The organism is Streptomyces sp. NPDC029164 (assembly GCF_055563995.1).
Genome location: NZ_JBVHWW010000005.1, coordinates 1 through 23,269 on the forward strand (window position 1 = coordinate 1; position 23,269 = coordinate 23,269).

General features: G+C 69.1%; 12 protein-coding genes and 2 pseudogenes. 8 read left to right on the forward strand and 6 right to left on the reverse strand.

What is annotated here, in order from left to right; translation table 11 throughout:
• Window positions 1-472 precede the first annotated feature (472 nt).
• The 3 genes from ACZ4VT_RS06640 (at window position 473) to ACZ4VT_RS06650 (ending at window position 4,578) form a co-directional block, all read left to right on the forward strand.
• Window positions 473-1,936 carry an NCS2 family permease gene (locus tag ACZ4VT_RS06640; protein ID WP_467947214.1) on the forward strand — a complete coding sequence of 488 codons (1,464 nt, stop codon included), beginning with the start codon at window positions 473-475 and terminating at the stop codon, window positions 1,934-1,936.
• A gap of 81 nt (window positions 1,937-2,017) precedes the next feature.
• Window positions 2,018-3,169: an XdhC family protein gene (locus ACZ4VT_RS06645; RefSeq protein WP_467947215.1), complete on the forward strand. Its 1,152-nt coding sequence runs from the start codon at window positions 2,018-2,020 to the stop codon at window positions 3,167-3,169.
• A gap of 149 nt (window positions 3,170-3,318) precedes the next feature.
• Window positions 3,319-4,578, forward strand: coding sequence for a YncE family protein (locus tag ACZ4VT_RS06650; RefSeq protein ID WP_467947217.1), 1,260 nt, complete (start codon window positions 3,319-3,321; stop codon window positions 4,576-4,578).
• A gap of 56 nt (window positions 4,579-4,634) precedes the next feature.
• On the opposite strand, the gene ACZ4VT_RS06655 is transcribed toward ACZ4VT_RS06650, so the two are convergent.
• Window positions 4,635-5,102, reverse strand: a complete 468-nt coding sequence (locus tag ACZ4VT_RS06655) for an OsmC family protein (RefSeq protein WP_467947219.1) — start codon at window positions 5,100-5,102, stop codon at window positions 4,635-4,637.
• A gap of 119 nt (window positions 5,103-5,221) precedes the next feature.
• Window positions 5,222-5,596 carry a GNAT family N-acetyltransferase gene (locus ACZ4VT_RS06660; RefSeq protein ID WP_467947220.1) on the reverse strand — a complete coding sequence of 125 codons (375 nt, stop codon included), beginning with the start codon at window positions 5,594-5,596 and terminating at the stop codon, window positions 5,222-5,224.
• A gap of 119 nt (window positions 5,597-5,715) precedes the next feature.
• Between ACZ4VT_RS06660 and ACZ4VT_RS06665 the strand changes: the two genes are divergently transcribed.
• Window positions 5,716-6,951 (forward strand): GNAT family N-acetyltransferase, encoded by a 1,236-nt coding sequence (locus tag ACZ4VT_RS06665; protein WP_467947222.1) that lies wholly within the window; start codon window positions 5,716-5,718, stop codon window positions 6,949-6,951.
• Window positions 6,952-7,063: 112 nt separating this feature from the next.
• On the opposite strand, the gene ACZ4VT_RS06670 is transcribed toward ACZ4VT_RS06665, so the two are convergent.
• Together ACZ4VT_RS06670 and ACZ4VT_RS06675 are read right to left on the reverse strand one after the other, a co-directional pair.
• The gene (locus ACZ4VT_RS06670) at window positions 7,064-9,280 is read right to left on the reverse strand and encodes a terpene synthase family protein (protein WP_467947224.1); all 2,217 of its coding nucleotides are present in this window, start codon (window positions 9,278-9,280) and stop codon (window positions 7,064-7,066) included.
• A 234-nt stretch (window positions 9,281-9,514) separates the two neighbouring features.
• Window positions 9,515-13,798 (reverse strand): ricin-type beta-trefoil lectin domain protein, encoded by a 4,284-nt coding sequence (locus ACZ4VT_RS06675; RefSeq protein ID WP_467947226.1) that lies wholly within the window; start codon window positions 13,796-13,798, stop codon window positions 9,515-9,517.
• 686 nt (window positions 13,799-14,484) lie between these two features.
• On the opposite strand from ACZ4VT_RS06675, the gene ACZ4VT_RS06680 reads away from it, so the two are divergent.
• A complete protein-coding gene (locus tag ACZ4VT_RS06680) occupies window positions 14,485-21,387 on the forward strand; it encodes a polymorphic toxin-type HINT domain-containing protein (RefSeq protein ID WP_467947227.1) in 6,903 nt (2,300 codons plus the stop codon).
• 9 nt (window positions 21,388-21,396) lie between these two features.
• Window positions 21,397-21,657, forward strand: a complete 261-nt coding sequence (locus ACZ4VT_RS06685; RefSeq protein ID WP_467947228.1) for a hypothetical protein — start codon at window positions 21,397-21,399, stop codon at window positions 21,655-21,657.
• A gap of 150 nt (window positions 21,658-21,807) precedes the next feature.
• Here the strand turns inward: ACZ4VT_RS06685 and ACZ4VT_RS06690 are convergent.
• Both ACZ4VT_RS06690 and ACZ4VT_RS06695 read right to left on the reverse strand, forming a co-directional pair.
• Window positions 21,808-21,942, reverse strand: a pseudogene (locus ACZ4VT_RS06690) (site-specific integrase); the annotation flags it as partial.
• Window positions 21,943-21,997: 55 nt separating this feature from the next.
• A pseudogene (locus tag ACZ4VT_RS06695) lies at window positions 21,998-22,426 on the reverse strand (replication initiator).
• Window positions 22,427-22,605: 179 nt separating this feature from the next.
• On the opposite strand from ACZ4VT_RS06695, the gene ACZ4VT_RS06700 reads away from it, so the two are divergent.
• Together ACZ4VT_RS06700 and ACZ4VT_RS06705 are read left to right on the forward strand one after the other, a co-directional pair.
• A complete protein-coding gene (locus ACZ4VT_RS06700; RefSeq protein ID WP_467947545.1) occupies window positions 22,606-22,968 on the forward strand; it encodes a DUF3710 domain-containing protein in 363 nt (120 codons plus the stop codon).
• A 42-nt stretch (window positions 22,969-23,010) separates the two neighbouring features.
• Window positions 23,011-23,232 (forward strand): hypothetical protein, encoded by a 222-nt coding sequence (locus ACZ4VT_RS06705; protein WP_319725881.1) that lies wholly within the window; start codon window positions 23,011-23,013, stop codon window positions 23,230-23,232.
• Window positions 23,233-23,269 lie beyond the last annotated feature (37 nt).

Sequence of the window (23,269 nt, forward strand, 5' to 3'; positions counted from 1 at the left end):
CCTCTCCCGGGAAAACGGCCTCCCCCCCCCACCACCCCTCGCGTCTCCCCCCCCCCCCCCCTCTTCCGGCCCCCCCCCCCGCCCACCCCCTGCTCAACCAACACCCCCCCCCCCCCCCCCCCCCCCCCCCCCCCCCCCCCCCCCCCCCCTGCTCCCCCCCCCCCCCCCCCCCCCCCCCCACCCCCCTCAGACTCTCCGGGCGGTGCGACTTGGGAACGTCACACTTCACAGCGCACCGTCCGGAGTACATACGAAGCACCGCACCGCTCGCGGTCCCTTCAGCCGGCAGTACCCCTGCAAAAACCCCCACGTAGTACCAGCGGTCACCCCCGCGCTACCCGCAGTACACGCAGTGCACCTTCGCGTCGCCTCGGGCCGTCACCCCGGGTCGTGCAGCCAAACGCACCATCCCAAATCCCGCAATCTCCAATCCCCAAGCGGGTGCCCCTTTGAACCTTGGGAGTTAGGCACCATGACCCAATCGTCTGTAGAGACCAAGACCACGGCGGAGGATGCCGGAGACGGCTCCCGCAATCCCGCCGGGCGTTCTTGGCTCGACCGCTACTTTCACATCACACACAGAGGTTCCAACGTCGGCAACGAGGTCCGTGGCGGTATCACGACCTTCATGGCCATGGCGTACATCCTGCTGCTGAACCCCCTGCTCCTCTCGGGCAAGGACGTCGCCGGCACGGTGATGGACGGATCGGCGATCATCACGGCCACCGCCTTCGCCGCGGCCGTCACCACGCTCCTCATGGGCTTCTTCGGCAAGGTGCCGCTCGCCCTCGCCGCCGGCCTCTCCGTGTCCGGCGTGCTCGCCTCGCAGGTCGCCCCGCAGATGACCTGGCCGCAGGCCATGGGCATGTGCGTGGTGTACGGCGTCGTGATCTGTCTCCTGGTCGTCACCGGCCTCCGCGAGATGATCATGAACGCGATCCCCCTCGCGCTCAAGCACGCCATCACCATGGGCATCGGCCTCTTCGTGGCCCTCATCGGCTTCGTCAAGGCCGGTTTCGTCGGCAAGGGTCCGGAGTTCGGTCCCCCCGTCCAGCTCGGTGCGGTCGGTGAGCTCTCCGGCTGGCCCGTGCTGCTCTTCTGCATCACCCTGGTCGCCATCTTCATGCTCCAGGCCCGCAAGGTGCCCGGCGCCATCCTGATCGGCATCGTCGGTGGCACCGTCCTGGCCGCGATCCTCAACGCCATCGTCGACATCGACCCGAAGGCCTGGAAGAACGGTCCGCCGGAGCTCGACGGCTCCGCGATCTCGATGCCGAACTTCTCCCTCTTCGGTGACGTCTCCTTCGGCGGCTGGGGCGACGTCGGCTACATGACGGTCGGCATGATCGTCTTCACCCTGGTGCTCGCCGGCTTCTTCGACGCCATGGCCACCATCATCGGTGTCGGCACCGAGGCCAAGCTGGCCGACGACAAGGGCCGCATGCCGGGTCTGTCCAAGGCCCTCTTCATCGACGGCGCCGGTGGCGCCATCGGTGGCGTCGCGGGCGGCTCCGGCCAGACCGTGTTCGTCGAGTCCGCGACCGGCGTCGGCGAGGGAGCCCGCACGGGTCTCGCCTCCGTGGTCACCGGCCTGTTCTTCGCCGCCTGCCTCTTCTTCACCCCGATCACGCAGATCGTCCCGGGTGAGGTCGCCTCCGCGGCCCTGGTCGTCATCGGCGCGATGATGATGCAGAACGCCCGCCACGTGGACTGGGCCGACAGCGCGACCTCGATCCCGGTCTTCCTGACCGTCGTGATCATGCCGTTCACCTACTCGATCACCGCAGGTGTCGCCGCGGGCGTCATCTCCTACGTCGCCATCAAGGTCGCTCAGGGCAAGGCCCGTGAGATCGGCGGCTTCATGTGGGCGCTGACCGGAATCTTCCTGGTCTTCTTCGCGCTCAACCCGATCGAGAGCTGGCTCGGGGTCGGCTGACCCTGACCGGCCCGAACCGTACGAAGTACCGCACGCTCCACGTATCCGATACTGGAACCGAACCTCTCCGAGGAGGCCCCCATGCTGGACATCGCCGAAGAACTGAACCGGTGGGTCGAGCAGGGACGTGACTTCGCCGTCGCCACGGTCGTGGCGGTCGGCGGGAGCGCACCCCGGCAGCCCGGGGCCGCGCTCGCCGTCGACAGCGAGGGCACGGCCATCGGTTCCGTCTCCGGCGGATGCGTGGAGGGTGCGGTGTACGAGCTGTGCCGGCAGGCGCTGGAGGACGGCGAGACCGTCCGCGAGACCTTCGGCTACAGCGACGACGATGCCTTCGCCGTGGGTCTGACCTGCGGCGGAATCATCGACATCCTCGTCACCCCGGTCCCCGTGGGCTCTGCCGTGCGAGAGGTGTTCGCGGCCGGCCTGGCCGCCGCGGCCCGCGGCGAGGCCGCGGCCGTCGCCCGGGTGGCGGAGGGCCCGGCCGAGCTCATGGGCCGCGCCGTCTTCGTCCGTACGGACGGTGCCCACGAGGGCGGTTTCGGAGGACACCCCGAGCTGGACCGCACCATCGCCGAAGAGGCCCGCGCCATGCTCGACGCCGGCAGGACCGGCGTGCTGGAGATCGGCGCCGACGGCAGGCTCTGCGGAGAACCGCTGAAGGTGCTCGTCGAGTCCAGCGTCCCGCCCCCGCGGATGATCGTCTTCGGTGCCATCGACTTCGCCTCCGCCCTCGTGCGGATCGGCAAGTTCCTCGGCTACCGCGTGACGGTGTGCGACGCACGGCCCGTCTTCGCGACGAAGACCCGCTTCCCCGAGGCGGACGAGATCGTCGTCGACTGGCCGCACCGCTACCTGGAGAGCACGGAAGTGGACGGCCGGACCGTCCTGTGCGTGCTCACCCACGACGCCAAGTTCGACGTCCCGCTCCTCGAACTGGCCCTCAGGCTCCCCGTCGCCTACGTCGGAGCCATGGGCTCCCGGCGCACCCACGAGGACCGCAACAAGCGGCTCCGCGACGTCGGCGTCACCGAGCTCGAACTGGCCCGGCTGCGCTCCCCGATCGGCCTGGACCTCGGCGCCCGCTCCCCGGAGGAGACCGCGCTGTCCATCGCCGCCGAGATCGTCGCGAACCGCCGCGGCGGCAGCGGCGCGGCCCTCACCGGCGCGCACATCCCGATCCACCCGGACGTCGCGAACACCGCCATCAGCAGGATCGGTTCCGTCGCTTGAAGGGGTGAGTGACGGCCGAAGGTGAGAAAAGGGCGCCGCCCGTAGGGGTTGCGCCCTTCTGGCGTTCCCCCTATTTTACCGGCCGGTAATAGGGGGTGCCCGCACCGGACGCGCCCTCTCCATCCCTTTTCCACACGGGAGTTGAGCGGATGTTACGTACCGTGCGAACCCTGGGCGTGCTGGCCGCGGCCACCCTGCTCACCGCCTTCACGCCGGCACCGGCCCCCGCCGCTCCCGCCGCTCCCGCGGCCCCCGCGCCCGGTCTGCGCGAGGTGCTCTTCGTGGGGAACAACTGGGAGGGGACCGCCGACGTCCTCGCCTCCACCGGCGACCTCGCCAAGGTGGGCCGGATCAACGTGATCCCCGACAAGGCGGAGCGGCTCCGCGAGATCCACCTCAACCCCCTGAAGCTCGCCTTCTTCCTCGGCATCCGGGAGAGCGCCGGTGAGGGCCACGACCAGTTCGTCGACGACATGTTCACCACCCCGGACGGCTCCGCGGTCGTCGTCTCCCGCCCCAGCTTCGCCGACGTCGTGTCCATCGACGTGACCTCGGGGCGGATCAACTGGCGCTTCCCCGTGTCCGGTTACCGCTCCGACCACATGGCGGTATCCCCGGACGGCACCCGCATCGCCGTCTCGGCCTCCACCTCCAACACCGTGCACGTCCTGGACATCGCCACCGGACGCCAGGTCGGCTCCTTCGGCACCGGGGACAAGCCGCACGAGAACACCTTCACCCGCGACGGCCGCTTCCTGTGGAACAGCTCCATCGGCGAGGTGAACACCGCATTCGACGCGCCCTGGCTGGACTGGACGAAGGGCGACCGGAAGATCACCGTGGTCGACGCGCGGACCTTCCGGACCGTCCGGGTGATCGACATGCGGGAGCGGCTGGACGCCTTCGGCCGCCGCGACCTGTCCGACGCCGTGCGCCCCGTGTCCTTCAGCCCCGACGAGTCGAAGCTCTACTTCCAGGTGTCGTTCTTCAACGGCTTCCTGGAGTACGACGTGGCCTCCGACCGGATCACCCGCCTCAAGGCCCTCCCCGAGAACCCCGCCACCAGCACCGACCGCACCACCTGGGTCAACGACTCCCGCCACCACGGCATGTCAGTGAGCCCCGACGGGGCCAAACTGTGCATCGCCGGGACCATGGACGACTACGCGACCGTCGTGGACCGCGCCACCCTCACCGAGGGGCCGCTCGTGCCCGCCGCCAAGCCGTACTGGGCCACGGTCGACGGCGACGGGACGGCCTGCGTGATCTCCGAGAGCGGCGCCGACCGGGTCACGGCCATCGACTTCGCCACCGGCGCCAAACGGGTCTCCGTCCCCGTCGGCGACCACCCCCAGCGCGTCCGGATCGGCCACGTCCCGGCCGCCTGGACCGGCCCCGCCGGCCGCTAGGACAGCGGCTCACCGGGCCCGCCCGGTGAACGGCCCCACCGGGCCCGCCCGGAGGCTCAGCCCACCGTCACGGTCGGCTCGTGCCGGACGGGGAAGTTCACCGAGTTGGCGATGAAGCAGGCCCGGCGGGCCTCCTTGTGCAGTTCGATCGCCGCGGCCACCATCGACTCCTCCCTGACGGTGATCCGGGGGTGCACCACGGCCTCCGTGAACTGCCCGCTGTCCCCGGCGGTGGCCATCGTCCCGGTCGCCTCGTCGACGTACGAGGTGACCACCACGCCGTTGACCGTACAGAAGTGCAGGTACGAGAGCATGTGGCACTGGGAGAGTGCCGCGAGCAGCAGCTGTTCGGGGTTCCAGCGGGAGGCGTCGCCGCGGAAGGTCGGGTCGGAGCTGCCGAGGATCACCGGCAGCTCTCCGGCGGCCACCTCGTGCGCCCGCGAGTAGGCACGGAAGTGGCTGGTGCCGGTGCCGAGGTTCCCGGTCCAGGTGACGCGGGTGGCGTAGGAGTGCGGTCGGGCCATGGCGGCTACTCCGTCTTTCGGGTGCGGGACTGGGTGGGCGGCGCGGGTGTCCGAGACGCGGAAGCGGCGGCGTCGAGCGGCGGCGGGCGCCGACGTGGATCGTACGGCCGTCGCGGCGCTCACGCCCGCCACTCCTCCCGCAGCATCCCGAACAGCACCTCGTCGTACCGCTCGCCCGCCAGCAACACGGCGTCCCGCCGCCGCCCCTCCTCCCGGAAGCCGAGCCGGGTGAACGCCCGGACAGCCCGCTCGTTCCCGCTCCAGGTGTCGAGCTGGAGCCGGGTGAGCGGGAAGGTGCCGAAGAGGTGGTCGACGAGCAGCCGCATCGCCTCGGAGCCGTGTCCCCGGCCCCAGAACTCCCGCTCGCCGATGGTGATCCCGAGGGTGGCCGCTCCGGCCCACGGGTCCAGGTCGCGGTAGTCGGCCATGCCGATCACCCGGCGGTCCGGCAAGGTCTCCACCGTGAACACCGCCGACTCCCGGGGCGAGAGCATCAGCATCCGCTCCCCGTGACGGCCGACGGCACACCGTACCCACCGGTGATCATGACGGCCACGGATTTCCGGACCCTTATGGGATGACCAGTCCTCGATGACCGATTAGTCTCGCGATCATGGTGGACCTCCACGACGTACCCGAGGCCGACATCGACCGCGCGCTGGAACTCGCGTACCTCGTCTTCCACGACCGGCCCGAGAAGGAGGCCCGCGCCAGACACCACGCGTTGCTGGTGCGGTGCCTGCGGATCGGTGCCTACGACGGGGACGCCCTGGTCGGCTTCATGGCCGCGCACGACTTCCGGCTCTCGGTGCCCGGGGCGGACCTGCCCTGCCCCGGGCTCACCTTCGTCTGCGTCGCCCCCACCCACCGCCGCCGCGGCGTGCTCACCGGGCTGATGACCGAGATGCTGGAGCGCGCCGCGGCCACCGGCAGCCCGATCGCGGCCCTGTGGGCCTCCGAGGCCGCCATCTACGGCCGCTTCGGCTACGGCGGCGCGACCACCGGCGTCACCATCGAGATCGACTCCACCCGGCCGCTGGCCCTGCGCATCGACCCGGACCGGCGCCCGCTGCGGCTCGTCGACCCGCAGGAGGCGCTCGCCGTGATCGGGCCCTTCCACGAGGCGGCCCGCGCCCGGCGGGCCGGCCGCCCCACCCGCAGCGCACCGCGTTGGCGCGAGGAGTGGCTGACCGAACAGGACGAGGAGGACGAGGAGCTGAGCCCGCCGCGGATCATCGTCCTCGGGGAGCCGGGCGAGCCGATCGCCGGCTACGTGCTCTACCGCACGAAGCCCGAGGCCGACGGCGGGCCCGCCCGCGCGGCCCACGGCCTGGTCCGCGTCGACGAACTGGAGGCCGACACCCCGGCCGTGGCCGCCGCCCTGTGGGAGTGCCTGGCCGCCCTCGACCTCACCGGCCGGGTCCGCGCCTGGGGCCGCCCGGCCGATGACCCGCTGCTGCACTTCGCCGCCGACCGGGACCAGGTGCGGGTCACCGCCCAGTACCCGGCGCTCTGGCTGCGCCTGGTCGACGTACGCGCGGCGCTGACCGCGCGGTCGTGGGCCGCGCCGGTGGACGTGGTGCTGGAGGTGCACGACGTACGGCTGCCCGGCAACACCGGGCGGTTCCGGCTCGCCGCGGGGCCGGACGGGGCTGCGTACGAGCCCGTGGACGCCGCCGCCGACCTGGCCCTGGACGTACGGGAGCTGGCCGCCTGCTACCTGGGCGGGACGCGGGTCGTCGAGCTGGTCGCGGCCGGGCTGGTACGGGAGCACACGCCGGGCGCGGCCGCGGCGCTGGACGCGGCCCTGCGCACGCCCCTACTGCCGCACACGGGCGACGAGTTCTGAGAACCGGCGGGGGCGGGCGAGCGGACCGCCCCCGCCGCGGTCCGGCCGGTACGGCCGGTGAGGCCGGTCAGGCCGGTCAGGCCGGTCAGGCCGGTCAGGCCGGTCAGGCCGGTCAGGCCGGCAGGGAGATCCGGGCCGCCGACATGCCGAAGCCGGAGCTCCAGACGCCGGTGGGCAGGCCCGAGCCGAGCCGGTGCAGATCCTCCTCGCGGTAACGGCGGCAGTTTTGGTGCCAGTTGAGGATGCCCGAGAGCCAGTCCCGGAGCTCGCCGACGTACGCGTCGAGCCCGGCGCGGGCTTCGGCACACAGCTTCCAGTCGTCGTAGAGGAGCGGCAGCTGGTTCGCGACGATGTGCTCGAACTCCTCCGTGCGCTGGGTCATCAGCGAGTGGCAGATGTGCAGGGCCTCCGGGTAGCCGATGTCGAAGAAGTTCCGGGTGACCAGGACGTGGTTGTGGACCTCGCCCTCGAACTCCACCTCCTTCTGATAGGAGAAGATGTCGTTCATCAGGCACGCGGTGTCGGCCGCCGCGTTCTCCAGGGACCGGATGGTCCCGGAGGCGTAGATCTCCTCGGGGATGCCGCGGCCCGCCTGGCCGAGCCGGCACAGGTACATGGTGAGGTGCGAGCCGAAGGTGTGCCGGCGCATCTCCGCGTAGTCCACCGGGTCCGGGATGCGGTTCTGGATCTGGTTGTCCATCTCCCACACCCAGCTCTCCAGCATGCTGACGAGGGTCGCCCGGAACTCGGCGCGGACGCCCCGGGTCATGTCCCGGCTCGTACGGACCCACAGGTCGGCGAGCGCGCGCTCCATCGCCGTGAGCGGCGGCGGCTGTTCGGCGTGGTCGACAGGGATCATCGCGATCAGCCGCGCGGTCGCCGCCTTGGCCGCCGGGAGGTTCCTGGTCTGGCCGAAGGCCACCGGGTAGTAGTCGTCCCCGTACGTCCCCCAGATCAGCCAGCAGGCGTTGAGGAGCAGCGCGTCGGGCGTGGCGTCCGGGTCGATGCCGGCCGAGCAGAGCGCGAAGTCGTAGCCGCGCAGCATCTGTTCGCTCCAGATGGCGGAGGCGGGGTCGCCGGGGTGGGCCTGGAGCAGGCCCATGCGCCGGGCCCAGTCGACCGATCCCTCGCGGGCGTGGTCCAGGTGCGGGCTGACGGAGAGCGCGAACGGCATGTAGACGTCCGGGATCACGGACGGGCCGGTGCGCTCGAAGGGGACGTGGGTGAAGGACCGGCGGCGCAGGTCCGCCGAGCGCTGCGTGAAGACGGACTTCAGGTCGAGCGCGGTGGTGCCGAGTCCGGAGGGCAGGAACGGCAGGGTGAGCGGGGCGGTGGACCTCGCCTCCCTGTTCATGTAGCGGCTGGAGACCATGTGCCACTCGTGGCCGCCGGACTGCCAGTCCTGCAGGCCCTTGGCGTAGGCGAGGACGGCCGCGATCTCCGCCGGGTTCATCGCGTGGTCGGCGAAGAGCTGCGGGAGTTCGGCGAGCGCGGTCTGCTCGAACTGGTGCAGGCGGGAGGTGAGCAGGTCGTTGGAGACCTCGGCGGCCTCCTGGGTGGTGCAGCCGAGGAAGGTCTCCAACACCAGGACCGCATTGGACAGTTCGCCCTCGTCGGCGACCTCGCGCTGGTAGGAGAAGAGGTCGTTGCGGATGTGCACGGCGTCGGAGAAGGCGTCGCGCAGCACGCCGAGCGCGCGCGAGTGCGCGACGCGCGCCGGGACCTCGGCGGCGACGTACTCGACCAGGCCGGCCGACCAGGGGGCGCCGCCCACCTTGCGGCGCATCTCGATGTATTCGAGGGGGTTCGCCACCCGCCCGATGCCGATGTTGGCGAGCTCCCACATCGACTCGTCGAGGAGGTTCTTCGTGGACAAGGAGAACCGTTCCCGCCAGTCCTCGGACATCGAGGGGACGGTCCGCGCCCACAGGTCCGCGAGGCCCGCCTCGACGGGGTTGGTCGGCGCGGGGAAGCCGGCGGCCAGGTCCATCGGCATGAAGGCGGCCAGCCGGTCGAGGTGCTCCTTGGCACCGGCCCGGTCCTGCGAGCGCTTGAACGTCTCCAGGAAGTGGTCGTCGAAGAAGAACACCCACACGTACCAGTCGGTGACCAGGGACAGCGCCTCGGCGTCGCAGTCGGGGTGGGTGTACGAGCAGAGCAGCGCGTAGTCGTGCGAGTCGAGATCGCTCTCCTCCCAGACGCCGGAACCCTCCAGCATCCCGAGGTCGCGCGCCCACCGCTTGGTGTGGACCCTCGCGCCCTCCAGGTGGGGGTTCAGTCGCGCCGGATAAGGCACATAGAAATCCGGCAGTTGAAACGGCTGCGTCACGACGGGGTGGGCCTTTCGTCCAAGGTGCGGGGGGCCGGTCGTCCCGGGCCCCCGCACGAGATCAGCAGTGCCCTACCCGTGGCGCCCCTGGGATAAGGGACTTTTCACCGCTTCAGGTGACACCCCCGCGGTTCCACGCCACGGGGACCTGCCGGGGGCTACAGGGTCTGGGATGCGGACACGACGGAGGCCGCCTCCCCTGGTAGGGGACGCGGCCTCCGGGTGGTGTGGTGGTTACGGAACGGGGACCGGGAGAGGAGCGGTTCCCAGTGTGGGGATGGTCCACCGCTGGGCGGGGGAGCTGTTGCAGTCGTAGAGCCAGAGCTGGGTTCCGGGGGTGGTGTTGAGCCCCCCGAGGTCGAGGCAGCGGCCGGAGGCGGGGTTGTGGATGCCGCCGTCGGCGCGGGGGAGGAACTGCTGGCTCGGTGCGCTGCTGTCGCAGGTGCGGAGTTCGATGGGTGTGCCGTTGGCGGCGCCGGCGGCGGTTGCGTTCAGGCACTTGCCGTGGGTCCGGATGGTGCCGTCGTTGCGGACCTGGAACTTCTGGGCGTCGGTGCCGTTGCAGCCGGCGATCTGGATCTTGTTGCCGTCGTCGGAGCTGTTCCCGTCGTTGTCGACGCAGTTGCCGGCGGCCGCGGTCAGGTTGATGGGGCTGACGGCTTCCGTGGCGGTGACGGAGGCAGCGTAAGGGTAGACCGCCGGATTGCTGATGCCGCCGGTGAGGCCTGAGGGGGCGTAGGCCCCGCCATCCCTGAAGCGGCCCAGGGTGAGGGGGCCGACAGGGGCCGGACTGGTCGAAGCGCTGTGACGGCCGGTGGCGGCGAGGGTGCCGTCGACGTACAGGCGCATCTGCCCGGTGGTGTGGTCGTAGACGGCGGTGAGCCGGGTCCATGCGCCGAGGGAGAGTTTGGCGGTGCTGTTGAACTCGTCGGTCTCGTCGTACGGCCAGGCTCCGGTGTCGGCGTCGGCGTCGGTGTGGGCGAGGCCGAAGCGCCAGACGTTCAGCTTGTGGTCGGGGTACAGGAGCAGCGAGCTGTAGCGGTTCAGGTCCTGACTGAGAACGACTCCTCCGGCCTGATCGGCTTTTGCCATGGTGCTGATGGTGAAGCTCTTGCGGGTGTCGATCACCGGGCCGGACGTGGTGATGACGGACGACGGGCCGTTGAAGGATGCATGGCTGGTGCTGCGTCCGCCGATGGTGCCGGTGGGCCAGGTGACTCCGGCCGCGGTGGCGGGGAAGTTCCCGACCGTGCTGGGGGTGGTGCCGTCCTTCTCCCCGGTGAGCGGCCACTGGGCCTTGGGGGTGTTGAGGTTGCCGAGGGTCACCGGGATGGAGTCGAATCCGGTGACGGTCGGGTGCGGAAGGCCTTCCCCGTTGGGGCGGGTGTCGGTGCCGTTGAAGGCGACGAGTTGTTGGTTGGTGTCGACGGCCCACAGATCCGGGGTGCCGTCACCGCTGAGATCGCCGTCGGACCCGATCCGGGGGTAGGCCTTGGGGTCGATGCTTCCGATGGCCGCGCCCGCGGCCGGGTCGGTGAACCCGCTGAGGTCGGGTGCCTGGGCGGCACCCTTGATCGTGAAGGCGCGCAGACTGCCATTTGTCTTGGAGCGGGCCCACAGGGTGGGGAAGTTGCTGCCCTGCGCGCGACCGGGTGTGATCAGGTCGTATGAACTCCACCGGGTGTCGTTGGCCGAGAGGAGGATGGCTCGCGTCTCAAGCTGGTCGGGGTCGCCCGCCGTGGCGAGCCACAGCCGGCCCTTCTCGATGAACAGGAGTGAGGTGCGTGGCACGGAGTTCGGTTTGGTGCTCGTGTCACCTGTGTGGTTGCCGAAGGCTGCAATCTGGGTGACGTTGGACCAATTGGGTCCGTAGCCGGCTTCGATGCAGGGGATGGGAGCGAAGGAGCGCGTGACGCAATCGGACGGCTTGCGCACGGTTTCGGCAGCGCGGCCGTCGAACCGGCCTGCGATGCCATCGTTGCGGTAGAGAGACAGGTCTGGGGCAGCCGGCGCGTGGGCGAACAGATCGTCAACGGTCTTGTAGCCCAGGCTGCCGCGGTGGCTGATCTGGATCCCGTTCCAGCCATTGGCGCCGGGGGCGGCACTGATGCCGGCCTTGGGCGCGGCGGCCGGATCGGAACCACCGCCGATCACGCGGAGGGCACCGGCCGAGTCGGGCAGCAGAACGTCCGCCTTGTTGTCTCCGGTGAGGTCACCGAAGATCGGGGCGGGGCTGCTCGGATTGGACGGCGCGTAATAGCTGTAGACGACGGGCTGCGACATGTTGCCCGCGTTGTCCTGGGTTTGCAGGTACACGTGGTTGGTGCCCCAGGTCGGCGGCGTGATCTTGATGGCTGCTTTGCCGTCGGTCAGCTTCACGATGCCGGGTCCGGCGTCGCTGCACTTCCATCCGGTGGCGGCGGCCTTCACCGGGTCGGTGGTCCAGCGGGCACAGGCCAGCCCGGAGGTCCGGCCGCCCGCTGCCGGGGCCGGGTCGCTGCCGGTGAGGGTGAAGGTACCCTCCTGGTCGACGAGCTTGGGGTGGGCGCCGATGGTTCCGGAGGCGGGGAAGTCGGTGGAGGTGACCGCGGCGGTCGGCGGCGTGCGGTCGACGCGGAAGAAGCACATCTCGGTGGGATCGCTGGTGAGGAAGTCGTCCGTGACGCGCGCCTGCCAGCCGTACTGGTGGCCGTCCGTCAGGGGGCCGATGTCGACCGTGATGGGGCCGGAACTGCCGTTCCATCCCGAGTCGGCGTACTTGGTCTTGCCGCCATCGTCGTCGTCCCAGTACTGGAACCCGGTCCAGAGCTGCAGGCCGGTGGCCGAGTTCGTGGAGGTGGTGAGGGTGATGTTGTTGTTGGCGCCGACCCAGCCGGGGTTGTCCCAGGGGTGGGTGGTGCCGGGGGTGCGGCAGTCGGCGGAAGAGGCGGTGTCGGCGAAGCCGGGGGTGGGGTTGGTGCGGGGCCACCAGACGGTGGGCTGGATGTCGTACTCGACGACGATGTGCGGGGTGTTGGTGAACCGCTGCCGGTAGTGCTTCTCGTACTCGTCGTCGGGAGCCAGACCGAGGGTGATGGTGGGCCACTGGTGCTGGACGGCGCTCCTCACCAGGTCCTTGACATCGAACTGGATGTCGCCCGAACCGGACATGGTGGTCGTACCGACCTGACCGCACCCCTGCATCCTGGAACCGGTGCCGCAGGGTTGCCGGTTCCAGGATGTCGGGTTGCTGATGTAGCCGGTGGAGTAGAGGCCCATCGGGGTACGGGTGTCCGGGCTGGAGGAGGAGACCACGGCCGCGTAGAACGTCGCGTTCATGACCTCGGTGTGGTAGAGCCTCGAGTCCACACCGATCTGGAAGTACGCGCGTGTGCGTCCGATACCGGAGCAGGGTGGATTGCCGAACCGGTACCCGCAGTAGCCGGTGGCAGGCTTGTCCTGCCCGTACTCGGTTCCGTTGAACTCGTTGACGTCGGCGTACTCCGGCGCTTCCTGGACCTGTGCCCAGGCCTGGTTGGCGTTGCTGAGGCTCGGGATCCATCCCGGGTCGATGTACCAGGGGCCGGTGCCCTCGCCGAGAAGGGTGGCGTCGGGAACGAGCTGGATGCCCTGCGCGTCGACGGTCGTGCCGATCTTCTGCACGGTGGCACCGGTGCCGGGCCCATCGGTGGTCGAGCGGGTCGGGGCGTCTTCGGCCGCCGTGGACTGCTCGGCCGGGGCGCCTGCTGACTTCGATGAGGCGGAGGGGGCCGAGGCCGGGGCGCCCGCCGAATCCCACATGAGAGGTGTGGGAGCGGAGAAGCGGGTCGCGCCCTGGCTGTCCACGGCCTTGAGGTTGCCGGAGCCGTCGGCGCTCACGGTGAGCCCGTCGGCCTCGACGGCGAGCCGGAACTTCTTGATGGCGGGATTGGCCGCGGCCTCGGCGGTGCGCACGATCAGCACGTGGCGCCAGCCGCCGAGGGTGGTGGCGCTGAGCTCGAGGTCCACGCCGGGCAGGACGGACGAGTACAGCGCGCTGTCGCCGTTCAGCGCGGGCCTGGGCAGGGGGAAGGGGGCCTTGAGGGCCAGCTTCTTGCCGTCCTCGGTGGTCATCGTGGCCATCGGGCCGGTGCCGCCGCCGGACAGACTGAGCCTGGAGGGGACGGCTGCCGGGGACACGGTGCCGTCACTGCTGGCCCGGAGCGTCGTGTCGACTCGTGCCCAGGCTCCCCCAGCGGTCTTGACCCGCTGCGGCACGGGCGTGGACTCGGTGGTGAGCGTGCCCCTCGGAGTGGCGAACGTCTGCGAACTCGCCGTCGTCAGTTGGCCGATGACGACGGGCTTGCCACTGCTCCTGGCCAGCGCCTTGGCGGCGTCGACAGCTCTCGCTTCCGGGCTGGGAGAACGGGGTGCCGGAGCGGGCCACGTGCTGTCCGCCGGACCGTGGCCACGCACGTCCTGAGCGGCTACGGGTGGCGCGGCGAGCAGGCCGGCGCCGAGCGCGAGGACTGCGGCTCCCGCCGCGGGGAGAAGCGACACGCGAAAGGCCCGTCGTCGCGGGCCTCCTGGTCTCGACGGCGGCGAAGAAGGTAATTGCGGCCTCACGTTCATGGCCCCCCAAGCTGTGAGACGGACAGAAGTCAGCCGCACAATTCCTTCACGCCTGCAATCTGTCGACAGACTGTGTGCTTCCGGTGCCCGCTTTTGTGCCGTGAACGCCCGAGCCGAGTCGTGGGTGACGTGAGTCACTCCAGAGGAATATGAGGCTCCGCTGATGAATCGAACGCGCGCTGCGTAGGGTGCGCTTTGATCCGGGCCCGGCCGGCCCGGCGTTCCCGTTGCATGTATCCCGTGGGGGGATCCGATTGTCTTATCGGGGTCGAATCTTCATGTGCTCGCGTGCCGCTCGCTCGCGCGTCGTACTCGTGTCAGTGTTCGCCATACTCGCTTCTGGTCTGGGGATTCCCCTGGCCGGGGCGGCTGACAAGCCTCCCGAGGTGTGGGCGCCGCCGCAGACGCCATTACCTGGGGTCAAGGCAGTCAAGGGTTCGGATGCGAAGCCCTCGGGCGAGCAGCCGTCACTTGGCCGGAAGAGGACCCCGAAATCGAACGGGAAGATCCCTTCGGGTGTGGCGTCCGTCGCCCTGGGTGGTGCGGGCGCCGCGCAAGCGGCTGCCCAGAGGGGGCCGGTTCAGGCAGGGAAGCTCCCCGTCTGGATCGCATCAGTGAATGGCGCAAACTCGTCGGGCGTTAAAGCGGGCACCGACAGCCTCAAAGTCGAGGTGAAGGACGCGGCCAAGGCCAAGGCGGCGGGTGTGAACGGCGCGATGATCGCCCTCACGGACCCGGTGGGAGCCGCGGCGGCCGGCAAGGTCGAAGTCGGTCTCGACATCTCGGCGTGGGCGAACTTCGGGAGCGCCAACTGGGCACGTCGCGCCAGGCTGGTGCGGCTCCCCGCCTGTGCCCTGACGACACCGGGTGCCGCTGGCTGCACGACCCGTACGCCGATGGAGTCCCGCCTCGACGCCTTCAGCCGGCTGGTGGCGGAGATCGACGTACCGAACCCGGCAGCGGCTCACGCTTCCGTACTGAAGCCGCAGCCCGGCGCGAAATCCGCCCCCGCGCCCCAGGTGCTGACCGCCCAGGACGTCGTCCTGGCCGTGGAGCCGGGTCCGTCGAGCGACCTCGGTGACTACTCCGCGACGCCGCTGCTGCCTTCGGCTTCCTGGCAGGCAGGGGCGAACGCGGCGAACTTCACGTACGGCTACACCGCCGAGGTGCCCTCGGCGATCGCCGGCGCGGCGCCGAGCGTCGTGCTCGGCTACGACTCCTCCTCGATCGACGGCCGTACGGCGTCGACGAACGCGCAGGCCGGCCTGATAGGTGAGGGCTGGGACTGGCACCCGGGCTCGATCTCGCGTTCGTACCGGGGATGCAAGGACGTGGGCATCAAGGACTCGGGTGACGAGTGCTGGGCCGGCGACATCCTCTCCCTCTCCTTGGCCGGGCACGCCGGGCAGATCGTGCGCGACGACACCACCTGCGTCTACCGCCTCCAGGGTGACGACGGAACGAAGATCGAGCGCCTGACGGGGCAGCGCAACTCCGCCTGGAAGGGCGAGGGCTTCAAGGTCACCACGACCGACGGCACCCAGTACTACTTCGGCTCGAACCGCCTCCCGGGCGGTGACGGAACGGACCCCGAGGCCAAGTCGGTCTCCACGGTCCCGGTGTACTTCAACAGCGGCCGGGACAAGTGCCTGGGCGCGGACACCCCGGCCAACGGCACCTGGCAGCAGCTGGGCTGGCAGTGGAACCTCGACTACGTCGTGGACCCGCACCAAAACCTGATCTCCTACCGCTACGAGCAGGAGGACAACTACTACGGGCGCGGCGGCGGCCAGAACAACGGCAACGGCTCCTCGACTCTGTACCAGCGCGCCTCCTACCCGACCTGGATCGGCTACGGCCAGCGCCTGCCCGACCAGATCACGGCCAGGGGCAAGGCCAACACCGCGGCCCAGGTCTGGCTGCGAACGGCCGACCGCTGCTTCCAGACGGGCGCCGCGTGTGACCCCGCGAAGCGCAAGTCCAACCCCACCGCGTGGGAAGACACCCCGGTCGACCAGGAGTGCGCGGCCACCAGCCAGTGCCTCAACCTGTCACCCACCTACTTCTCCACCAGGCGCCTGACGACCATCGATACCGAGGTCCTGGGCACCGGCGGCTACCGCAACGTCGACTCCTATGTGCTCAAGCAGCGACTCGAACCCCCGGGCGACGGCACCGCGCCGACCCTCTGGCTCGAGTCCATCCAGCGCTTCGCCACCAATGCCCGGGCCAAGCTGGAGGTGCCGCCCGTCACGTTCGGCGTACCGGAGCAGATCCCGAACCGTGTGGATGGCGTAGTCAAGCGTCCGAACGGCACCGATGCAGGCGCTTCGCCCTTCAAGCGACCGCGCGTCAAGACGATCACCACCGAGACCGGCGGCCAGATCAACGTCGTCTACAAGGCCCCCGAGTGCTCGCGGGTCAAGGGCACGATGCCGACGGCCGCGGACACGAACGCGATGGCCTGCATGCCGGTCAAGTGGTACCTGCCCAGGCAGTCCTTCCCCGATCCCGTCGACGACTGGTTCCACAAGATCGTGGTCCAGTCCGTCACCCAGCAGGACAGGGTCGGCGGCCAGGTCAGTCAGGTCACCGACTACGAGTACGGCGGCGGCATCGCCTGGCATCGCAACGACTCCGAGTTCACCGACCCCAAGACCCGTACCTGGGACCAGTTCCGCGGCTTCGCCACCGTCACCACCCGCACCGGCAACGGCAACAGCGTCGAGGCCCCGCGCACCAAGTCGGTCACCACGTTCCTGCGCGGCATGGACGGCGACGTGCTCGCCAACGGCAGCAAGCGCAGCGTCAACGTCCGCGACGCACAGGGCGGCACGATCAAGGACGAGGAAGTCCTCTCCGGGTTCGTCCGCCAGACCGAGACCTATGACGGCGACGGCGGTACCGTCATCGCCGACGAGGTCACCACCCCCCTGATCAAGCCGAACGCAACGGCGACCCGCGCCCAGTCCGGCGGCATGCCGCCGATCATGGCCCGCGTGATGAACACCGGGAAGGTGACCGGTCGCGCCAAACTCGCCGACGGCACGTGGCGCACCAGCGAGCGCACCTCCACCTACGACGACACCCTCTTCTCGCGGCCGCTCCAGGTGGACGACAAGAGTGACCTGTCCCGGCCCGACCAGCGGCTGTGCACCACCTTCACGTACGCCTCCGGCCCCGGCGGCGCGCTGACCCAGCTCGCTTCCCGCACCCTTGTCCGCAAGGGCGCCGGCGGCTGCAGCGAGACGCCGTCCGCGGCGAACACCGTCGGCGATACCCGCGCCTACTTCGACGGCAAGCCCCTCGGCGAAGCCGGCGCCGTCGCGGATCAGACCGGCACCGAGGTCCTGGAGAAGTACGACGCCGCGGGCAAGCCCGTCTACCGCCTCAACGTCACCTCCACCTACGACGACTACGGCCGTCTCACGACGACGACCAACAAGGTCCGCAAGGACGCCGCCCACCCGGACGGCGCGGTCACCAAGACCGAGTACAGGGCCCTGCCCAACGCCCTGCCGTACGAGGTCACCCACACCAACCCGCTGGGGTGGAAGACCACCACCACGCTGGACACCGGCCGCGCGCTGCCGATGAAGACCAGCGACGAGAACGGTCACGTCGCCGAGCGGGGCTACGACGCCCTGGGGCGGGTCACCGCCGTCTGGCAGCCCGGCCAGGACCGGACGAAGAACGACCCGCCGGTCCGCAAGTTCTCCTACGCAATGAACGGCACGAACGCGCCGACCACCGTCCTGAGCCAGACGCTCATGGCCAACAAGCAGACGTACGTCTCCAGCTACACCATCTACGACGGCCTCGGCCGCATCCGGCAGACCCAGGCGCACACGCCATCGGGCGCCAGCGGCCGCATGATCACCGACGCGCTCTTCGACTCCCACGGCCGGCAGGTCAAGACCAGCGCCCCCTACTACAACGACGAGAAGGAACCGTCGGGCGCACTCTTCCTGCCCAACGGCGGGGTGAACCCCGACAGCCAGATCCCGGCGCAGACCGTCGCCGTCTTCGACGGCCTCGGTCGCACCACCGCCTCCGTCTTCCAGTCCTACGGCATAGAGCAGTGGCGCTCGAAGACCGAATACCCCGGAGCGGACGAGGTCCGCACCATCCCGCCGAAGGGCGGCTACGCCACGGCGAGCATCACCAACGGCACCACCTCCGTCCTGCGCCAGTACAAGGGCAACGCCCCCGACGGCGCCTATGACGAAACGACGTACGAGACGAACACCCAGGGGCAGGAGCTCCGCCGCAAGGACTCCGCAGGCAACGAGTGGACCTTCGCGTACGACCTCCTCGGCCGCACGGTGAAGACCACCGACCCGGACTCGGGCACCGCCACCACGGTCTACGACGACAGCAAGAACCTCGTCACCGTCACCGACGCCCGCAACAAGAGCGCCACCACCGTCAGCGACCTCCTCGGTCGCACCGTCGCGACGTACGAGGGGACGGCTGTCGACCCTGCCAAGCAGGTCGGAGCCTTCACCTACGACACCAAGGCCCTGGGCAAGCCGGACACCACCACCCGCCATATCGGCGGCCGCGCCTACATCACGGAGATCACCGGCTACGACAGCGGCTACCGGCCCCTCGGCACCAAGGTCACCATCCCCGAGTTCGAGAAGCAGCTGGCCGGCACCTACGAGACCAAGAACACCTACGACAAGCACGGGCAGCTCAGGGCCACCGCCCTGCCCGCCATCGCCGCTGCCGGTCTGGGGGCGGAGCAGCTCGCCTTCGGCATTGACGACGTCGGCAAGCTGTCGTCGCTCGGCGGCACCATCGCCGGGATCCGCACGCCCTACATCGTGGACGTCCTCCACGATCCGTACGGTCGTGCCATCCGCACCACGGTCGGCGAGACGGGCATGCAAGTGGTCTCGACCGTCGACTACGACCAGGCCACCGGCCGGCAGCTCCGCTCGACCTTGGACAAGCAGACCGCGACCAGGGCCAGCGTCGACGTCGTCGACTACACCTACAACCGTGTCGGCGGGCTGACCTCGATCAGCAACACGCAGGACGGCGCCGCCCGCGATCTTCAGTGCTTCACCACCGATTACCTCGGCCGCCTCACCCAGGCCTGGACCGACACCGGCACCACCACCACGGCACCCCAGCCCAGCGTCCGCGGCATCGGCGGCTGCTCCAACAGCACCGGGCCCGCGGTCGACGGCGCCGGCAAGCCCAGCGTGGGCGGCCCGGCCCCGTACTGGCAGCAGTACGAGTACGACAAGATCGGCAACCGCACCAAGCTGGTCAAGAAGGACGTCACCGGTAACACGGTTAAGGACGCGACGGTCACCCAGACCTTCGGCTCCGGCCCGAACGCTCCGTCCTCCGACCCGAAGACGGGCGGCGGCACGGGCGGGCCGCACGCCCTCATGACCTCGACCGAGTCCAGCAGCACCGGCACGAAGGTCACCTCGTACACGTACGACGAGACCGGGAACACCGCCTCCATCACCAGCACACCGGGCACGAAGACCCTTACCTGGAACGACCAGGGCAAGCTCGACAAGATCACCGGCACCGGCGAGAGCGCCGGCACCAGCTACCTCTACGACACCGGCGGCAACCAGCTCATCCGCCGCGACCCGGGCAAGACCACCCTCAACATCGGCCCCGACCAGATCACTCTGGACACGGCCACCGGCAAGGTCTCCAACGTCCGCACCTACAGCGCCCCCGGTGGCCTGTCCATCACCCGCACCACCACCGCAGGCACCTCGGCCCTCACCTACCAGGCCTCGGACCACCACGGCACCAACGGCGTCCAGTTCAACGCCTCCGACCTGGCCCAGGCCCGCCGCCCCGCCGACCCCTTCGGTAACGAACGAGGCACCCAGCCCGCCCCCGGAACCTGGGCCGGCGACAAGGGATTCGTCGGCGGAACCAAGGAGAAGGCCACCGGCTTCACCCTCCTCGGGGCCCGCGAATACGACCCCACCACCGGCCGCTTCATCAGCCCCGACCCGGTCATCGACGCGGGCGACCCCCAGCAGTGGAACGCGTACGCCTACTCCAACAACGACCCGATCAGCAAGTCGGACGCGAGTGGACTGAAGGTCTTCTGCGACAACTTCTCCCCCTGCAGCGTCAACCTGACGACTGGAAACACCAGCAACACCAACGCCTCCACCTCTTCAAACGGAAGTGGTTCAACGCAGACCGAGCTGGACGAGTCCAACGGTGAACTCACCAAGGCGAAGAAGCGACGCGATGCGCTGAAGCATGCGGTCATCGATCTGGTCATGGACCTGATCGGCTACAACGACGCCCGTGACTGCTTCACCAAGGGCGACGTCATGGCGTGCATCAACACCGCCCTCAACGCGGTTCCCTGGGGAAAGCTCTTCAAGGCCATCAAGATCGGCGTCCAGGCCTTCAAGATCTACAAGGAACTCAACAAGACATACGACGCGGTCAACGCCGCCGAACGCAGAGCCTCCAAGGCCATGGAAGCGTTCACCAAGGCCAAAAAGGCCGAGGACGAAGCAGCCGCGGCAGCAGCCAAGGCGGCCAAGTCCGGTGACGCGAAAGCCTCGAAGGAATCAGCCAGCGACAGCGCAGGCACAGAGTCCAAGTCAGGCAGAAGCGATGCGGACGCCGAGGCCCAGGGCAGCGGCTCTGACGCACGGACGAAGTCCGACTCCTGCGAAGTCCAGACCAACAGCTTCCCCACGGGCACCAAGGTTCAGATGGCTGATGGCACCACCAAAGCCATCGAAGACATCCATGTCGGCGACACCGTGATGGCAACCGACCCGCAGACCGGCGAAACCCGCCCGAAGCGGGTCACCGCAACCATCACCACCCCCGACGACAAGGAGTTCACCGACCTCACCCTCACCGACGACGCCAACCCCCGCGGCCCGCCGGCCACCCTCACCTCCACCTTCCACCACCCCTACTGGAGCGAAACCCGCCACCAGTGGACCGACGCCGGCGACCTCACCCCCGGCGAACAACTCCGCCAGCCCAACGGCACCACCCTCACCGTCCAGACCACCCGCAACTACCCCTACGCCGTCACCACTTACAACCTGACGGTCGACGACTTCCACACGTACTATGTGCTCGCGGGGACTACGCCAGTACTCGTTCACAATTGCAACGAGTCTATGGACTTCGTGCATGGGACGAGCTCAACTCATGCCGATAACATCGAGGCCAATGGACTGAGCGGCGATGCAGCCCGTGGGAATTCCCACGGTGGGGGTGTGGGGCAGCCCGGCAACCTGTTCACTTATCGAGTGAGCCCTGGCGACTCGGATACCCTGAGCGCTGCTGCAACGTTTGGCGGTAGCCGTACGGCTACCGGCGATCGCCCGGCGATTCTCATCTTCCGTATGTGTAAATGCACGTACAATCGATTGACCGCAGAGGGGCATATAACGACCCGGGTCACCGATGAGGTGAGCGGGAGGCTTGAGCACATCTTCGGCCCAGAAGCGATGCCGCACTTGCAGCAGGTCTATCGCAGGAACCTATAGTCGTAGTGGATGGCCGCGAGAATGATTGGCGGTGACGTGCGAGTGGTGGATCCCGCAGAGTACGACAAGGACATTCCGAGCGTTCAAGAGCACTTGAAGAAATTTGAACGCGCTGTTGCGAATGTCCGTCGGACCCATGGTGGACGCTCGATGGAAGAGATTCGACAGGCACTCTTGGAGGAATTTGATTCCATGGGCTTGGTGGTGTGGAGGGAAGTCGCGGATGACACGGCTCGTCGCATTGCTGACGGGTTGATGGGCGACGCGTAGGGCTGACACCTAGCGGCTCCACTTGGTTATGACAGCAAATCTGAAGCCCCATCGGTGTGACTGATGGGGCTTCAGTGGTGTCTGACGGCAGTAGTTGACGGCAACGGCGGCGAACACCAGGGGTGTTCGCCGCCGTTGCCGTGCCGTGTGTCAGGGGTGGTCGAGGGCGCGGCCGAGGAGGTCGATGGCATCGTGCTGGAGGCGGAGCCGGACGTGGGCGTAGACGGTGGCGGTGACGCCGATGTGGGCGTGGCCGAGGAGTTCCTTGATCACGATGAGTTCAAGGTGCGGGCCATGCGTGCGGCGTGGTCGGGGATGTCTTCGTGGCCGAGCTCGGCGATCAGCTTGATGCGGTGGTCGAGGGTGTCGGTCGCGCCTTCGTGCCTTTGGTGGCGTACTTCGAGACGTAGCCGGCGACCTTGCCCTCGGTGATCGTGGTGCCTGCCTGGAACGCCGAAGACCGGATGATCTTGGTGTCGATCTGGTTGTCGAGGGCGAAGGAGTAGGTGCGTCGCTCGATGTCCGGCCCGTCGATGCAGGCGAGGGTGGCGGCTTTATGGATGGCGTCGGCCAGCATCTCGGGCGTGGCTCAACTGGGCGGTGGGGTGTAGCCGCCTTTGGGGCCGTCGAGGCGGCTCGCGGCGTGGAAGTGGATCAGCCCGCGTCGCTGGTACTCGGCGACCTTGGCGTAGGAGACCCGGACGTACTCGGGGAGCAGGCGTTGGGGGATGCCTGCTACTGCGGCGATGGTGCGGCGTAGGTGGAGCATGAAGTGGGTGAGGCGGGGTGGGAGGGGCTGGAGCTGGTCGATTCCGGGGGGTTGAGGGTGCCGGGTCGGGGTGTATGGAAGGTGGAGCTGAATCGTTTTGGCTCCGGGGTGGAGTACGGCGAGGCGGTGCTCCTGTGTGACGTGACCGCGGGCCTGCAGCTTCAGGCCTTTCGGACGTCCTGGGGGCCGGAGCGGGAGGAAACCCGGCCTCGGCTCGAGGTGGAGTCGAGCAAGGGGGCGGGCGGGCCGGTGTTGAGCTCAGAGCGATGCTTCCCGTGGTCGGTCACGCCCGGGGGAGGCGCTCGATGGCGGTGCGGTTCGTCGGGTGCGACGGGCCGGGCTGGCTTCTGAGGGGGGCGAGGTGGCGCTCCCCGAGAGCCGGGACGGCGACTGGGTGTACTCCTGTTTCGAGAGTGTCGTGGTGCTCCCCGGAGGCGCGGCCGGGCGGGGGTGGGTGGTTCCCCTGTGGATGCCTGGGTGGACGTCGTCGAACGGGGGTGGTGGGGGTGTCGGAGCTTGGGGGGAATGTCCTGTTCGGTTAGGTTCGTCAGGGTACTGGTTTCGGCGTTCCGGGAGGGACACTCGTGGCTATTGATCTGGACAAGGTGCTCGACAAGGCGTGGGCCGACAAGCCGCTCGCCGAGGTGCTCGCGGCTCCCGTCGCCGCGCTCAAGGGCGTCAGCGACAAGGACGGCGAGCTGCTGCACGAGGCGTTCGGGGTCAAGACCGTCGCCGACTTCGGGCAGCTGAAGTACGTGCGGTGGGCGCAGGCGCTCGTCGCGCTGAACCAGACCGTCAAGGCCTAGCCGGGCTGTAGCCGGGCCGACGCGAGAGGCCGTCCTC

What these genes read in the sequence shown, in the direction of transcription:
- ACZ4VT_RS06640 (WP_467947214.1), top strand. Translation starts at nt 473, where the DNA reads ATGACCCAATCGTCTGTAGAGACCAAGACCACGGCGGAGGATGCCGGA.
- ACZ4VT_RS06645 (WP_467947215.1), top strand. Translation starts at nt 2,018, where the DNA reads ATGCTGGACATCGCCGAAGAACTGAACCGGTGGGTCGAGCAGGGACGT.
- ACZ4VT_RS06650 (WP_467947217.1), top strand. Translation starts at nt 3,319, where the DNA reads ATGTTACGTACCGTGCGAACCCTGGGCGTGCTGGCCGCGGCCACCCTG.
- ACZ4VT_RS06655 (WP_467947219.1), bottom strand. Translation starts at nt 5,102, where the DNA reads ATGGCCCGACCGCACTCCTACGCCACCCGCGTCACCTGGACCGGGAAC.
- ACZ4VT_RS06660 (WP_467947220.1), bottom strand. Translation starts at nt 5,596, where the DNA reads ATGCTCTCGCCCCGGGAGTCGGCGGTGTTCACGGTGGAGACCTTGCCG.
- ACZ4VT_RS06665 (WP_467947222.1), top strand. Translation starts at nt 5,716, where the DNA reads ATGGTGGACCTCCACGACGTACCCGAGGCCGACATCGACCGCGCGCTG.
- ACZ4VT_RS06685 (WP_467947228.1), top strand. Translation starts at nt 21,397, where the DNA reads ATGGCCGCGAGAATGATTGGCGGTGACGTGCGAGTGGTGGATCCCGCA.